Source organism: Bacteroides sp. AM41-16 (assembly GCF_003603495.1).
Classification (GTDB): Bacteria; Bacteroidota; Bacteroidia; order Bacteroidales; family Bacteroidaceae; genus Bacteroides; species Bacteroides uniformis.
The window spans coordinates 69,868-83,907 of sequence record NZ_QTNE01000024.1 but is presented as its reverse complement, the minus strand read 5'-3'; the positions used below and the strand labels follow the sequence as shown (position 1 = coordinate 83,907).

Genomic DNA, 14,040 nt, shown 5'->3' with positions numbered 1-14,040 from the left:
TTTCTAGAGATAAATAATGCGTGACACAGTTTATTTTACACTACCGAAGTATGTGAAGGAAGGTCGTGTCAGCAAGACAAATCTCTCTATTGACGAACGCAAACAGGTGTCTGGTGTAAAAGCTGCCTCTGCCGACTTGCAGGTTCCTGGTGGCGAAATGCTCTGTGCGACAAACTATCAGTTGTCAAGTGTTTTTAGCGAAAAGAAGATGACTCTGTATGGTTTGCCACAATACGATTTGGTAGTCATAGAAGAAGCTTCTCAGGCTTTTCTCACGGCTATAGTTGCGTTTAAGCAGTTGGGGATTGATTGCCTAATTGTAGGTGATCCTATGCAGTTGCCACCTATCGTGAAACTTAACAATCCACAATATAATTCGTGGAATGTGGCAACACAAGTTGAAGGATTGAAGTCTATGGCGCTGGGGACATCGATAAAATCTTATCGTATAGTAACCACTTTCCGTCTCACGAGTCGATCTGCCTCCCTTACAAAATGCTTTTACGGAAATCGTTTTGTGTCTGTGAAGCAAGACTATTTAGATTTTACCAAAGCGAATAGTGTCTTATTTCCACAAGATGGCGGTGTACTTTACCATTGTACACTAGATGTCCGCAATGGAGTTTATTCAGATAAAGCAGATGCTATTATACGAGATGTGATTGAAAAGCTGGAAAAATTTTATCCTGATCGTTCTTTAGCTATCATAACACCTTTTAGAGATTCTGTAAAGGAACTGCAGAAACGTTTCTGTACGTCTGACCTTGAACTGGATATAACTATCGAAACGATAGATAGAATCCAAGGTATGACTGTTGATTATGCTATTCTATACATTCCTGGAAGGAATCCGGGTTTCGCACTAGAAGATCGACGTTTTAATGTAGCAACAAGCCGTTCGCTTAGTACGACTCTCATTATTTCAGATATGCCTCTTAACGAATTTCACACTGTATCACCTACAGTATTACAGTTTATAGATAATTGTGATAAGTTTGATGGTAAAACAAATGTATGGAGAACTAATTTGCAAGAGTCAGAATCATCAGCCCCTATAGTCCAACCTATATCTGAAGAAAAAACAGTATCAACGGTCTCCTCCACAATAGGGTTGAGAGTTGTAGGTAAAATTGACCTTTCTCAATTTGAACGGAAAAAGAAGGAATTAAGTATAACAAAGAAAAACTATTATATCATTGATACTAATGTTTTTGTGGACTATCCCGATATTATTTCTAAGATTGACAGAAAGTATCCTATCATCTTGTCTGCAAAGGTGACGGATGAGCTCGATAAGATGAAAATCAAATTAACTGAAGAACGAAGACAAAACGCGGAGAAGGCTTTACGCAATCTTAATAATGAGTCACAGCATGAGATTTTATACGAGTTCGCAGATACTTCTTTATTGCCAGATGACTTTGATAAACGTTCACCTGACAATATGATATTATCAGTCGCATTAAAGTATAAAGAACAGAATCCAATTATGCTTACATCAGACAATGGGCTACAACTTAAGTCTAAGCTATTGGGTATAACTACAATCTCGCTTAAGAAATTTCTAAAAAATAATTTACGCTAAGTATAGAAAGCGACATTGATTTCCTATTCTGTAAGCCATCTGTATCTTTCATGTGGGTGGCTTTCTGTTTCTATACATTTTTATCTTCACAACCTTATGATTCGATGATGATTCCCTTATGTCGAGAGGCATAAACGAAAAAATCTAATAATGGAATTTGTCATTATATCCACTGATAATCAGTGCATATAGCTTATGATTCTTATGACCTGCTGATGTTTCTTTATGTGATATTTGCCATCCATAAATCAGTATTGAAATTTGCCATTACTTTGCAGCAAAATCAACTGATAACGATATGGAAGACATGAACATTACATTTGAAGATTTGCCTAAGGCAATGTCATGGATGATGGACAAGCTCAATAAACTTGATTCCAAGATTGACAGTTTGAACAACATCCCACAAGTACGGCCTGCCGACCAGTGGATGAACCTGAAAGAACTGTGCGAATACCTACCCAGCCATCCGGCGGAACAAACAGTATATGGATGGACGAGTTGTCACCAAATTCCATTTCATAAAAGAGGAAAGCGCATCATGTTTCTTAAATCAGAAATAGATGCGTGGCTTCGAGATGGCAAGGTTAAGTCCGAAAAAGACTTGGAAAATGAAGCCGCCCGATTCATAAAGTCTAAAAGAAACAACCGATTCTAATGGATTCACTCGATTTATGCAATGCAATCAGAATGGAATTTGGAGGGATTCTTGAAGACAAGATTCCTTTGAATGCTTTTCCTGCTAAAATTCAGGATATGGTATTGGCATTGGCACGACAAGAGAATTATTCCATTGAATATATGATGGCTTCTCTTTTGGCGGCAGTTTCAACTGCTATCGGTAATGCTGTCAATATCCGTATTCGTGGTGGCTGGATAAGCAATCCTGTCCTCTATATGATATTGGTTGGTCGCCCCGGAATGGGAAAGACTCCACCTTTGGATTTTGCATTTCGCCCAATTCGCAAGCATGATGCCAAAGTTATCAAACAATTCAAGTCTGAAATGGAGCAGTATAATAATATAATAGAGAGTAACAAAGGGAAGAAGGAAGATTGCGCTCCATTGCCAGAGAAACCTATTTTGCGAAGAACCGTAATATCCGACTTTACCCCCGAGGCTTTAATGCGTGCGCTTGATGACAACCAACGTGGTATTGTGGTGTATGTGGATGAAATCATGGGAATGTTCAATGCTGTGAACCAATACAGCAAAGGGCAACTTATTGAACAGTTATTGACTGCATTCAGCGGAAAGCCTTTAGACATTTCCAGATGCAGTATGCCCATACCTATTCACATAGAGCATCCTTTTATAAATATGGTAGGTACGATGCAGACTACCCGAATGCACGAACTTATAGACAAAGGCTATAAGGACAATGGGTTGATTGATAGAATAATTTTCGTTTATCCATCTTCACAGGAAATATCAGATTGGCAGGACGAAGGAAACACCTTTGCCACTTTTGATAAATACTCGTCTATGTGGGAAAATATCATCAACAAAGTGATGAGTTTACCTTTTATAGTAAACGAGGATGGAGAAATAGTTCCTGACATTTTGGACTTTTCTTCGGAAGCCAAAGCCTACTTTACCAATTGGCGCAATGCCGCTATTCATGCAGTCAATCAAATTCAAGATGATGGACTGGTGGATAGCAGAGTGATGAAGGCTCCGATGATTACAGCACGATTGGCTTTGATTATGCAAATTCTTCGGTGGGCTTGCGGTGAGGTTCATAAAAAAATTGTGGACATCGACTCAACCAAATCAGCTATTGCATTAAGCGATTACTTTGAAGGTTGCTATGCCGACATTCAGAAATATATGTTGGTAGAGAGTATTGAACCTCAAAAGAAAGAATTGCTTGATTGTCTTTCTGCAACATTCACAACTGCCGATGCCATTCAAGCAGGAAAAGAAGTGGGTCTCTCCGAACGTTCTGTAATGTACTCATTGGTCAGCCTTACTACGAATAAGATTATCAAGAAGATTAAGAGAGGTGAATATGAGAAACTGCAATAAACTATCCCTATTGCAGTTTGTAGTTGTTGCAGTTTACACTTTCCTAACACTATTTTCCTGCAAAACTGCAAGAACTGCAAACTGCACGGACTGTAATTATAAAAAACATCAAGCATGAATGAATACCGATTTACCCTTCAAAAATATAAGCGAGGCTCTAAAATTTCATGTCCTCAGTGCGGAAAGAAACAATGTTTTGTCCGTTACGTTGATACACAAGGTGAGATTTCGTTTCCTGACTATGTAGGCAGATGCGACCATGAGCAATCATGCAAGTACCATTATACGCCCTCTGATTATTTCAAAGATAATCCAACACTGATAGAAAACGGCTCAAATTATAGTTTTGAACATAGTAAACCACAGTCACATTCGTTGCCACCTACTTCTTTTATTGAAAAGGAACTAATGGAGCGAACACTTACCAACTACACAATGAATCCATTGTACATTTATCTGGCAGGTATATTGGGCAAGGATGAAACAAAGCGGATATTCCATTTATATCGTGTTGGCACCTCAAAAAAATGGGGCGGATCTACTGTCTATTGGCAAATTGATAGGCAAGGCAATGTGCGAACTGGAAAGATAATGTTATATGATTCAACAACAGGACATCGGACAAAAGAGCCGAGAAGTTATGTGAGTTGGGTACACACCGAATTGAATCTTGCCGATTTCAATTTAAGTCAGTGTTTGTTTGGAGAACATCTATTGTCTGGCAATCCTGCTAAACCGATTGCTATAGTAGAGAGTGAGAAGTCTGCCTTGATAGCCACTCACTATATGCCTGAATTTTTATGGCTGGCTACAGGTGGAATGCACGGCTGCTTCAAAGCAGATGCGATTAGGGTATTAAAAGGTCGGACGGTAATGTTGTGTCCGGACTTAGGAGCAAAAGAGATTTGGCAATCTAAGATGGCAAAGCTCTCCTCCGTTTGCTCAAAAGTGATAATAAGTGACACATTAGAACAATGTGCTACGGATGAGCAACGCAAGAAAGGGTTGGACATTGCGGATTTCCTCCTGATGGAAGACACACCGCAAATGATTTTATCCAAAATGATACAGCGGAATCCGGCTTTGCAGACGCTCATTGATGAATTGGGGTTGGAATTGGTGAATGCAGAACAGATATGATAATTGGAGATTGGACAGCTCGCTGTCCTTGAAAAAGGGTTTGTAAAATCCCGTAGCTTATTAGGGCATTTTCACCGCTTTCACTCTCCGAGTGGCAGCAAAAAAGCCCATAAGCGGAGGGACACCCTCTCGACACCCGATTGCCCGTGGCACAATGGATGGGATTTTGCAAACCATAGAACCAAAGTATAACAGTATAAATGAATGAGATATGAGTAATACACAATACGCAGTCTGCCACCTGCAACGTGGCAGTGGCAACGACTCCGGTGTGACCTGCCATATAGAAAGAAAGGATGCCAAGGGGAAGAAATATGTTCCTGCCAATGCCGATGCGAGCAGGACACATCTTAATCGGGAACTGGTTGCATTTCCTGCCGGAGTGAAGAACAGGACGGAAGCCATACAATTCAGAATAGACCATGCCGGACTACACCGCAAGGTTGGCAAGAATCAGACGAAAGCCATCCGAATCATTCTGACCGGAACGCATGAACAGATGATGAAGATTACCAATGATGGCAAGCTGGATAATTGGATTGATGCCAATATGAAATGGCTAAAAGATACTTTCGGAAGTGAGAATCTTGTTTCATGTGTGCTGCACATGGATGAGAAAACACCACACCTACATGCCACTATCGTACCTATTGTAATCACAGAACGATTTCGTAAGAAACGTGAGGGCGAGAAGAAGTATGAGACGAAATCAGGGACTCGCTTATCGGCAGATGATGTGATGCGGAGATCCAAATTGCATGAATATCAGAACAGCTATGCAGAATTTATGAGACCATTCGGATTGCAACGTGGCATTGTCGGCTCTACCGCCAAGCATCAGGCGAATTCGGAATACTACAAGCAGCAGATGAGCAAGTATGAAGAGGACATTGCCAAATTACAAGCTGACGTTGAACAAGCAAAAGAAGGAAGAAGTACCGTCTTGTCGTGGTTTGGCAAAGGTGATTTGGCTAAGGCTAAGAAAGAACTTGCGAGCAAAGACGAACAGATTGCCAAACTCACAAATCGGATTAAAACGCTCATGGCAGAAAAGTCCCAGTTGCAAGAAAAGCATAAAGCCGAGATTAAGCAACTACATAATGAATATCAAAAAGAAATAGACAAGGCTATCCATCAAGCGGAATCAGCAGAACGGAAATCCAAAGAAAAGGATTCTGTTATAGACAGGCAAAACCAACGCATTGACCAGCTTGATCGCAAAGCCAATCCTCACAGATACCAACTCTCATCCGGAGCAGAACTTGTGCATCATAATATTCCAAATATGAGAAATCCGTCCATCCATATTTGGACGAGAGTTGGCAATGAAGAATATGACACAAGGACTTATATAGAATATTTCAGTGAGATATGGGAACGGTTCAGCAAAAACGAAGCTACTGTTTACGAACTCATCAATGAAGTATTTGAACCGCAGGAACAGGTCAATGAGGCACAAGCTAATCTGCTCGGTGCTGTTTTTGAACTTGCAGCAGGTGGTCAGGCACAAACTCATGTCGGTACAGGTTCTGGTGGCGCATCATCCGAATTACCATGGAACGACAAGAAACACAAAGGCTTGAAACGACAATAATATCTATTCATTTATTAGGCAGTTGCTTGAATAACTTGTATATTTGTAGTGATTTGACAAAGAGGATACAATGATGAAAATTTCAAAATTACATAGTAAAGTTCTTTGGAAAGATAGTTTTTTGTACGCTGTTAGTTTCATTGCTGCCATTGAAACTATTTGTGCTATTGCAGATTTTAGCATTACGGATGTAGTCAATATTCAGAAGTGGTGGGAGAAAGGATTGATTATTTTAGGTGTATTTCTATTACTGTGGATAATAACAGCTGTAATAAAAGCACTTAGAGCAGACCATGCAATAACACTGAAGATAAAAGGAATAACTGTAAGAATAGAGGAAGGTGATATTTTCAAATCGCCTAACTGGAAATTAATCCCTTTTAATGAGTTTTTTGACACAATAGTTGATGACGTTGTTATTGCAAGGAACTCATTGAATGGGAAATTCATAGAAAGATTACAGGATATTGACGATTTGAATAAAAAGATTGATGAGGCAGAAGATATACCTAGTATGAAGAGGAAAACAAAAGCAGGTCGAACCTATTACCCACTTGGCCGAATTATTACATATCAAGATTATTTGTTGTTGGCATTTTCTCATTTTGAGAATAATCAGGCAAAACTATCTCATAACGAGTATGAAATCTGTCTTCGGGCAATGTGGAATGAAATAAGCAGAGTCTATGCACATAGACCTGTTACTATACCTCTACTCGGAGGAGGAATAACGCGCATTACTGACAAAAATGAATTTCATTTGCTCCGTTGTATCCTTTGTACACTCAAAACATCGGATGCTCAAATATATCAACCGATAACCATTGTATTAACAAGAGAATCCATAGATAAAATTAATTTGTACGATATTAAAAAAATATTTTAGCCATGTATTATAGAACAAGAACTTATATCGCCGGAGATTGGGACAATGACAAAGATGCCGTTGACGCATTGCACCGGTGGAATGACAGTTCCCGATATGGACTTTCATTTTCGGATGCTCATGAATTAAAGCAAGCAAGGGATACAAGCCTAAATTGCTCGATTAAAAGGTCATTGGCCGAGCGATTGGATGCCTCTAAAACATTTATCCTTATCGTTGGTGAACACACAAAAGAATTAAGGGCTGGTGGATGCCAATATTGTAATAGCTACAATAGTTATTGGGGGACTTGTGGTCGAGGACATACAGTGGATACTCGAAGTTATATTGATTTCGAATGCGAGAAAGCGATTCGGGATGGTCTAAAAATAATAGTCCTGTATAAATCAACAGTGGTGAATAGATCCAAATGTCCAGAAGTAGTCAGAAATCGTGGTATTCATGCGCCGATGGAAAAATGGGTTGGAAATACATTGTATTGGGATTATGACTCGGTAAGAAATGCCATTGGATAATAACTATACACTGCCCCATGATTTTTTACCAATGGGGCAGTGTTTTATTTACCAAGTTATCACTTTATCGACAATCTCTTGTTGCTCGGCACTGCTACGACGCAGATAGATACGGGTAGTTTCTATACTTTCATGCCCCATCAAATCAGCAAGCAAGGATATGTCATTGAACTTATCCAGAAAATTCTTTGCAAAGCGGTGACGGAACGAGTGAGGGTAAACCACTTTCTCATTCAAGCCATATTTTGTAGCATAATTTTTCAACTGTTGAGCAATACCTCTGGTAGTAATACGTTCACCGAAACGATTAAGGAAAAGATAACCAGTGGCACGATTGACATTGCCAAGCCATTCTATGGCTTCCTTGCGTAAAGCCTTAGGAATATAGATACGACGAATTTTGCCACCTTTGGTGTAGATGTCGAAATAGCCCATCTGCACATGCTCCACTTTCATTTGTATTAGTTCGCTAACTCTTGCACCAGTAGCAGCAAGGAAACGAACTACGAAATACCACTCTCGATTTTCCTCTTTTTTAAGTTTATTCTTTAGAAAAACATAGTCGGCATTGCTGATTACATTTTCCAAATAACTACGCTGTTGTACCTTGACGGATTTTAATCTCAGACGAGATTTTCCCATACAATCAAGATACTTGTTCATTGCCTGAATACGAAGATTTACAGTTTTAGGCTTGAATTTCTCAATGAGATAGGTTTTATAAACAAGCAGATTGCACTTGTTCAGTTCCTTGTGTCGGGAATAGTATTCTCTTACGGCATAGAGGTAAGCCGCGACCGTATTCTCCGCCATATTCCCTTGACGAAGATACATTTCAAAATTTTCAATGTCCATGTCTTATACATTATTAGTTAAACAATTCGCTATCATTAATAATGTATAGCATCCACAAATTCATTGAGTTCCTATTATGAGAAGTTTCTCGCCACCGGGGAGGTAAAGTGCATTGATGACGAGATTCCGTTTGAGATTCCGCAGGGGTGGGAATGGGAAAGATGGGGTAATATTGCATTGTCAATCCAATATGGATATAATGCCCCTGCCATTGAACGAGGTGATATAAAGATGATCAGAATTAGTGATATTCATGATAATGTAGTTCAATGGAAAGATGTCCCATTTTGCAATATAGAAGCTCATGATATTGATACTTACCTACTCAAAGAGAACGACATTCTTTTTGCAAGAACTGGTGGAACTGTAGGCAAATCATTTTTAGTTCAGTTCGTTCCTGAACCAGCTATATATGCTGGTTACCTCATAAGAACAAGATATTCACAAGAGCTATGTCCACAATATCTTAAATCGTTTATGGAAAGTCAATTGTATTGGGAACAATTGAAATCTGGAACAATAGCTACCGCACAACCCAATTGCAATGGGAAAACATTAGGAAGGATGCTTTTACCAATTCCTCCTAAAGCAGAGCAGACTCGTCTTGTACAAAAGTTAGCAAGTCTTACTCCTATGTTTCAGCGATATGCTAAGGCACAGCAGGATTTGAACAATCTCAATGAGAATATAGATGATAAACTTAGGAAGTCTCTTCTCCAAGAAGCAATACAAGGTAAACTTGTACCTCAATGTTCAGACGAAGGTACAGCCCAAGAATTGCTCGAACAGATAAAATTAGAGAAGCAGAAACTCATCAAAGAAGGCAAGTTAAAGAAATCTGCGTTATCTGATTCCGTTATCTTCAAAGGTGACGATAACAAGTACTTCGAGAAGATTGGTAAAACAGTCACAGAAGTAACAGACGAAATTCCATTTGAGATACCTGTCACATGGCAATGGGTACGTATCAAAGATATATTTCAAATAAACCCTAAAAATATTGCAGAAGATAATTGTATATCAGCATTCATTCCGATGGAAAAAATATGTGCGACTTACTGGTCTGAGTTTTCCTATGATGAAGTACAATGGAAAGCAATTAAAACGGGTTATACCCATTTTGCAGATGGCGATGTTGCTTTTGCTAAGATAACTCCATGCTTCCAAAATCGAAAATCTGCAATCTTCTGTAATTTACCCAATGGAATTGGAGCAGGAACAACTGAATTGAAAGTGCTACGGCAATTCGGTGAAACTATAAATCGATGGTACCTCTTGTTCTTTCTTGAAAGTTCATATTTCATAGATGAAGCAATTTTTAAGGGTACTGCAAACCAACAACGAATAATATCTGGCTATTTAGAAAACAAACTTTTCCCTTTACCTCCATTGCAAGAGCAAGCCCGAATCGAAAAGCAGATTAAAGCAATAGCAAGTATTATGAGAGGATAAATGGGCAAATCGTTGAAATTGAGTTTCCTTTTGAATATCCCAATAGCTGGGCTGTATTGCGTTTGAAAGATGTATGCCAATTGACCGATGGAGAAAAGAGAACTGGAAAGGGCATCTGTTTGGATGCAAAATACTTGCGTGGTAAATCGTCTGCCACCGTTATGAATAAAGGTAAATTTGTCTATGCCGGGGATAACATCATTCTTGTAGATGGTGAAAATTCAGGTGAAGTTTTTGCAGTTCCGCAAGATGGATATATGGGAAGTACATTCAAGCAACTATGGCTTTCTTCTGTGATGTGGAAATCATATATCTTGGCTTTCATCCTGTTCTATAAAGAGGAGTTACGAAATTCAAAAAGAGGTGCGGCAATTCCACACCTCAATAAGGAGTTATTCTACAACTTACCCATTGGTATTCCGCCTTTTGCCGAACAGCAACGTATAGCAAAACGAATAACAGCATTATCGCAGTTGCTCAAATAGTTTTTCTATTTGGGCAACAATGCGATGTTGTTCTTTTAGTGGAGGCAAAGGTATTAAGTGCTCAACCAGTTTAACACGAGAAATATTAGGTTGGGCACCACCTTCTCCTTTCTTTATGAAAGAATCTCGACTTGCCATAAGGAAATAAAATAGATACCAATTATAAATCAAATAAGGAGTACAACCACAACAGGCTTGATTTGTAGTGAGATCCTCGCCCACGATTGCTAATTTTCCAATAGTAGCACCATACATTGCAATAAGGACATCCCCAATTTTATTCATACGTAAAGAGCAATCCTGAAAAGCCTTCTGCGTAATTTTTTCCTCTGTATCATAGATTATTCCATTATTCAATTCTCCAGTTTTAAGCCATAAAATATTGCCATTATAATAATTCGCATTACCCCGTTGGGGAGTTGAACCTGCACCCCAATCTCCAATTTGCCCCATTCTTGCCCAAGCCCAATTTACAGGAATTTCAAAAGGTATTTGTTCCGTTATATCTAAGCATTTTTTGCCTATCTGCTCATAATACTTGTTATCGTCACCTTTGAAGATAATGGAATCGGTCAAAGCAGACTTCTTTAGCTTACCTTCTTTTATGAGGCGTTCTTTCTCTTCGCGAATCTCGGTAAGCAACTTTTCGGCAGTTCCTTCCTCTGCAATTTGAGGAACTAACTTGCCTTGTATTGCTTCTTGCAGAATCGATTTACGTAATTGCTCGTTAAGTGAGGCATTAAGTTCGTTAAGTCCATTCTGTGCTTGTTCATAAGTTTTGACTAACGAAAGTAGTTTTTCTATTTTTGAGACTATGCGTAGTTGCTCAGGAAGCGGAGGTAAAGGTATAAATACTTCAACTATATTGGATACTGCCAAACCGGGTTGAGCTGTTGCGGTTGCATATTGATTTAAGTTCAATGCTGTAAAAAAGTAATAGATGAACAACGATGGAATTATACCAAAGCCATTCACAACTACAGCGTGTTCTGTGGCATAGAATTTTCCACTTTCTATATTAAGGCATCCACATAATGCTCCTTGTCTGCCAATAATAGCAAAATGTCCTTCTGCATTGAATGTGTTTGTAAACCCTCGTAGTCCATTTCCACCGACACATCTATATGGGTGAAGAACAGACTTTTCATCATAAATTTCTGAAGCTGATATATTTTTCCCAGCCTGCATAGAACACATATGCTTCAATCTGCACCATTCCCACCCCTGCGGAATCTCAAACGGAATCTCGTCATCAATGCACTTTACCTCCCCGGTGGCGAGAAACTTCTCATAATAGGAATTATCGTCACCACGATAAATGATTGATTCGTTTTTGTCTTTCTTGATTTTCTTTTCCTTGACCAGCTTAGCTTTTTCTGCCCTGATACGTTCAAGAAGCACAGATGCCGGTTCGTCATTAGAGTCTTGCGGTACAAGTTTGCCTTGTATCGCCCACTGGAGTATGCTATTTTTTAGTTGCTTTCCGTTCATTTTATTCTAACTGACTTAGAAGTTGTCGTTTTTTTGTTTTTCCTTCAGATAGAACTGATATAACTTTTTTCCTATCTTGTCTTTTTTGAAGGTACGTTCATGATTTATAGGTGTCATAGACAACCGAATTTTTGCCACACCTTCATTCAAGATTTCAAACTGCTGTGGAGTAATTCTGAATTGAGCAGTAGAACTTATTTCTGTGACGGGGATTACAATACTTCCACTAATAACACCAGCAGATTGACTTCCATTCCCAATCACAGTTCCTCTTAATTCAAGATATTTACCTGTGAATGTCCGAATTTTCATAGTTGGTTCAGCGAGAAAATTCATTCTGTCTGAACGCACTGTAGCTACTATCGAATAAATGGTGTCTTGCTTAGCTACGCTGTAATTCATATTGCAACCTTCGGCTGCAAGTGCTTTATAAGTATAACCTACTGTTTGTGTTTTAGCGTTGAGTCCTAAAATAATACAAAACAGTAATAATATAATCTTTATAGTTTTCATATTTAATCTTGTTCGTAATCTTCGCCTTGTATTCCTAATTCACCCTTACTCATGGCATTGGCAATATCTATTTTCAGTTCCTCGTCATAATCTTTACTTGTCAAAAAGCTATTGACGATGCGCAGCAGCAAATCTTGGTCAATATTCGATGCTGCCACATGGTAAATGATAGATTCCAATGTACGCATACAGATGCAAGCATGCCAAAAGTAATTATTTTTGTGTAAGAAGTACGTACCCAAAGTCAGTGCAATACGCTTATTCCCATCATTAAAAAAGTGCCCCGAACAGAATCTATACATCAGATAGGTTAGTTTATCAGCAAAGGTTGGATAGTATAAATCATTTTGCACAAAATCCAATGCTGCACGAATTCCCCCTTCATCACGCACTCCTTCAAAACCGCCATCACTGGCATCAATCATTTTGCCATAGATGTTTAAGGTTTCATCGTAATCTATGTAAATAATATCCTTACTCATCTTCTGCCTGCTTTAAGCGTTTAAGCACATCTTTGTTATCCGCTAAGATACGGTCAAAATCAATAGACTGGTCACCGATGAATCGTTCAAACTCTTCAGGAGTAACAGCTTGCAGGTAATCTGCTATATTACCATGATACGCATCTCGGAAACTGAAATCCCTTGAAGCCATTTTGGTCCTGGCATCATTCAGATAAGGTTTCTGCATCGGGTGTTCGGCAAGTTCGTTTACAATGCGCTCCACTTCGTCAATGGTAAGCAACCTGCCACCATTTTCTTTAAATCGTTCACTGATAGCTGCGCCCACACCGTTTTCAAAAGAAGAAATAACCAATAAAACCTCTGAATACAGCGTGTGTCGAACATTGTCTTTGGAATCCAACTTCAATACTTCCCGATACTCCTTAGCATTCTCCTTGAATACAGCCTTATATATAAAGTCTGTAATTTGAGGATATTTGTATGTGGGATGCCCGTCTACATATTGATTGATGGCAGAAGTAAGATTTTTACGATAGTTTTCTTCTGTAATTGCAGCAGGAAGATAATGTACATCCCTGCGATTTATATATTTTGTTCCTCCTCCGGTCTTTTCGTTGATGGTAGTAATCACAAAATCCAAGATAAGACTACGGACTTTTTTAGCTTTCTCACTCTCTGTAAGTAGCATACCCATGTCTAAGAATGAGCGGAAGTTAAACAGTCCAAGCTGGGTTGTTTTGCTCCCGACATTTATGACGGGAGCAAATTGTAATTTCAACTCTTTCAGGTGTTTACCCTTACATAAAATATATCCATTAGCCGATAATTCATCGGAATGTTTTTCCAAGTAGCGTTCTATGGTTCGTTCTTCTACTTCGTAGAAATCGGCAACCATTTTTTTTGTAAAGCGATACTCGCCCTCAAAGAGCATTCCTTCAATGTCAAGATGCTCCTGTACTTTACTAACAGCAAAACGGTTGTTAAGTACATTCTGCCTTTCTATGTTTGAGATGGTCAAATCTTTCATATCAC

At 38.9% G+C, this 14,040-nt stretch carries 14 protein-coding genes; 9 read left to right on the top strand and 5 right to left on the bottom strand.

Annotation, left to right across the window (positions count from 1 at the left end; all coding sequences use genetic code 11):
* Positions 1 to 52: 52 nt before the first annotated feature.
* The 7 genes from DW896_RS18425 to DW896_RS18395 all read left to right on the top strand — a co-directional run bounded on the left by DW896_RS18425 (position 53) and on the right by DW896_RS18395 (position 7,748).
* Positions 53 to 1,585 carry a PIN domain-containing protein gene (locus DW896_RS18425; protein WP_243634831.1) on the top strand — a complete coding sequence of 511 codons (1,533 nt, stop codon included), beginning with the start codon at positions 53 to 55 and terminating at the stop codon, positions 1,583 to 1,585.
* 298 nt (positions 1,586 to 1,883) lie between these two features.
* The gene (locus DW896_RS18420; RefSeq protein WP_119993662.1) at positions 1,884 to 2,243 is read left to right on the top strand and encodes a helix-turn-helix domain-containing protein; all 360 of its coding nucleotides are present in this window, start codon (positions 1,884 to 1,886) and stop codon (positions 2,241 to 2,243) included.
* Positions 2,243 to 3,613, top strand: coding sequence for a DUF3987 domain-containing protein (locus DW896_RS18415; RefSeq protein WP_119993661.1), 1,371 nt, complete (start codon positions 2,243 to 2,245; stop codon positions 3,611 to 3,613). Before DW896_RS18420 ends, DW896_RS18415 begins: the two co-directional genes overlap by 1 nt.
* Positions 3,614 to 3,727: 114 nt before the next feature.
* Positions 3,728 to 4,753, top strand: coding sequence for a DUF6371 domain-containing protein (locus DW896_RS18410; protein ID WP_119993659.1), 1,026 nt, complete (start codon positions 3,728 to 3,730; stop codon positions 4,751 to 4,753).
* 211 nt (positions 4,754 to 4,964) lie between these two features.
* Positions 4,965 to 6,347: a MobV family relaxase gene (mobV, locus tag DW896_RS18405; RefSeq protein WP_119993657.1), complete on the top strand. Its 1,383-nt coding sequence runs from the start codon at positions 4,965 to 4,967 to the stop codon at positions 6,345 to 6,347.
* Positions 6,348 to 6,417: 70 nt separating this feature from the next.
* Entirely contained in the window at positions 6,418 to 7,233 is an 816-nt protein-coding gene (locus DW896_RS18400) for a macro domain-containing protein (protein WP_165860127.1), read from the top strand.
* 2 nt (positions 7,234 to 7,235) lie between these two features.
* On the top strand, positions 7,236 to 7,748 hold the full coding sequence (locus tag DW896_RS18395; RefSeq protein ID WP_057280665.1) for a TIR domain-containing protein: 513 nt from the start codon (positions 7,236 to 7,238) through the stop codon (positions 7,746 to 7,748).
* Positions 7,749 to 7,796: 48 nt separating this feature from the next.
* Here DW896_RS18395 and DW896_RS18390 read toward each other — a convergent pair whose 3' ends face one another.
* Entirely contained in the window at positions 7,797 to 8,603 is an 807-nt protein-coding gene (locus DW896_RS18390; RefSeq protein WP_119993655.1) for a tyrosine-type recombinase/integrase, read from the bottom strand.
* Between the two features lie 63 nt (positions 8,604 to 8,666).
* Here DW896_RS18390 and DW896_RS18385 point away from each other — a divergent pair, with 63 nt between their 5' ends.
* Together DW896_RS18385 and DW896_RS18380 are read left to right on the top strand one after the other, a co-directional pair.
* Positions 8,667 to 10,055: a restriction endonuclease subunit S gene (locus DW896_RS18385; protein ID WP_119993653.1), complete on the top strand. Its 1,389-nt coding sequence runs from the start codon at positions 8,667 to 8,669 to the stop codon at positions 10,053 to 10,055.
* A 62-nt stretch (positions 10,056 to 10,117) separates the two neighbouring features.
* Positions 10,118 to 10,540 carry a restriction endonuclease subunit S gene (locus tag DW896_RS18380; protein ID WP_371413397.1) on the top strand — a complete coding sequence of 141 codons (423 nt, stop codon included), beginning with the start codon at positions 10,118 to 10,120 and terminating at the stop codon, positions 10,538 to 10,540.
* Here the strand turns inward: DW896_RS18380 and DW896_RS18375 are convergent.
* The 4 genes from DW896_RS18375 to DW896_RS18360 are packed head-to-tail and all read right to left on the bottom strand — an operon-like array spanning position 10,520 to position 14,035.
* On the bottom strand, positions 10,520 to 12,031 hold the full coding sequence (locus DW896_RS18375) for a restriction endonuclease subunit S (protein ID WP_119993648.1): 1,512 nt from the start codon (positions 12,029 to 12,031) through the stop codon (positions 10,520 to 10,522). The genes DW896_RS18380 and DW896_RS18375 overlap by 21 nt on opposite strands.
* 15 nt (positions 12,032 to 12,046) lie before the next feature.
* Positions 12,047 to 12,544: a hypothetical protein gene (locus DW896_RS18370; RefSeq protein ID WP_119993646.1), complete on the bottom strand. Its 498-nt coding sequence runs from the start codon at positions 12,542 to 12,544 to the stop codon at positions 12,047 to 12,049.
* A 2-nt stretch (positions 12,545 to 12,546) separates the two neighbouring features.
* On the bottom strand, positions 12,547 to 13,026 hold the full coding sequence (locus DW896_RS18365; RefSeq protein ID WP_119993644.1) for a Fic family protein: 480 nt from the start codon (positions 13,024 to 13,026) through the stop codon (positions 12,547 to 12,549).
* Positions 13,019 to 14,035, bottom strand: coding sequence for a DNA-binding protein (locus DW896_RS18360; RefSeq protein ID WP_119993642.1), 1,017 nt, complete (start codon positions 14,033 to 14,035; stop codon positions 13,019 to 13,021). Before DW896_RS18360 ends, DW896_RS18365 begins: the two co-directional genes overlap by 8 nt.
* Positions 14,036 to 14,040 lie beyond the last annotated feature (5 nt).

What these genes read in the sequence shown, in the direction of transcription:
- DW896_RS18420 (WP_119993662.1), top strand. Translation starts at nt 1,884, where the DNA reads ATGGAAGACATGAACATTACATTTGAAGATTTGCCTAAGGCAATGTCA.
- DW896_RS18415 (WP_119993661.1), top strand. Translation starts at nt 2,243, where the DNA reads ATGGATTCACTCGATTTATGCAATGCAATCAGAATGGAATTTGGAGGG.
- DW896_RS18410 (WP_119993659.1), top strand. Translation starts at nt 3,728, where the DNA reads ATGAATGAATACCGATTTACCCTTCAAAAATATAAGCGAGGCTCTAAA.
- mobV (WP_119993657.1), top strand. Translation starts at nt 4,965, where the DNA reads ATGAGTAATACACAATACGCAGTCTGCCACCTGCAACGTGGCAGTGGC.
- DW896_RS18400 (WP_165860127.1), top strand. Translation starts at nt 6,418, where the DNA reads ATGATGAAAATTTCAAAATTACATAGTAAAGTTCTTTGGAAAGATAGT.
- DW896_RS18395 (WP_057280665.1), top strand. Translation starts at nt 7,236, where the DNA reads ATGTATTATAGAACAAGAACTTATATCGCCGGAGATTGGGACAATGAC.
- DW896_RS18390 (WP_119993655.1), bottom strand. Translation starts at nt 8,603, where the DNA reads ATGGACATTGAAAATTTTGAAATGTATCTTCGTCAAGGGAATATGGCG.
- DW896_RS18375 (WP_119993648.1), bottom strand. Translation starts at nt 12,031, where the DNA reads ATGAACGGAAAGCAACTAAAAAATAGCATACTCCAGTGGGCGATACAA.
- DW896_RS18370 (WP_119993646.1), bottom strand. Translation starts at nt 12,544, where the DNA reads ATGAAAACTATAAAGATTATATTATTACTGTTTTGTATTATTTTAGGA.
- DW896_RS18365 (WP_119993644.1), bottom strand. Translation starts at nt 13,026, where the DNA reads ATGAGTAAGGATATTATTTACATAGATTACGATGAAACCTTAAACATC.
- DW896_RS18360 (WP_119993642.1), bottom strand. Translation starts at nt 14,035, where the DNA reads ATGAAAGATTTGACCATCTCAAACATAGAAAGGCAGAATGTACTTAAC.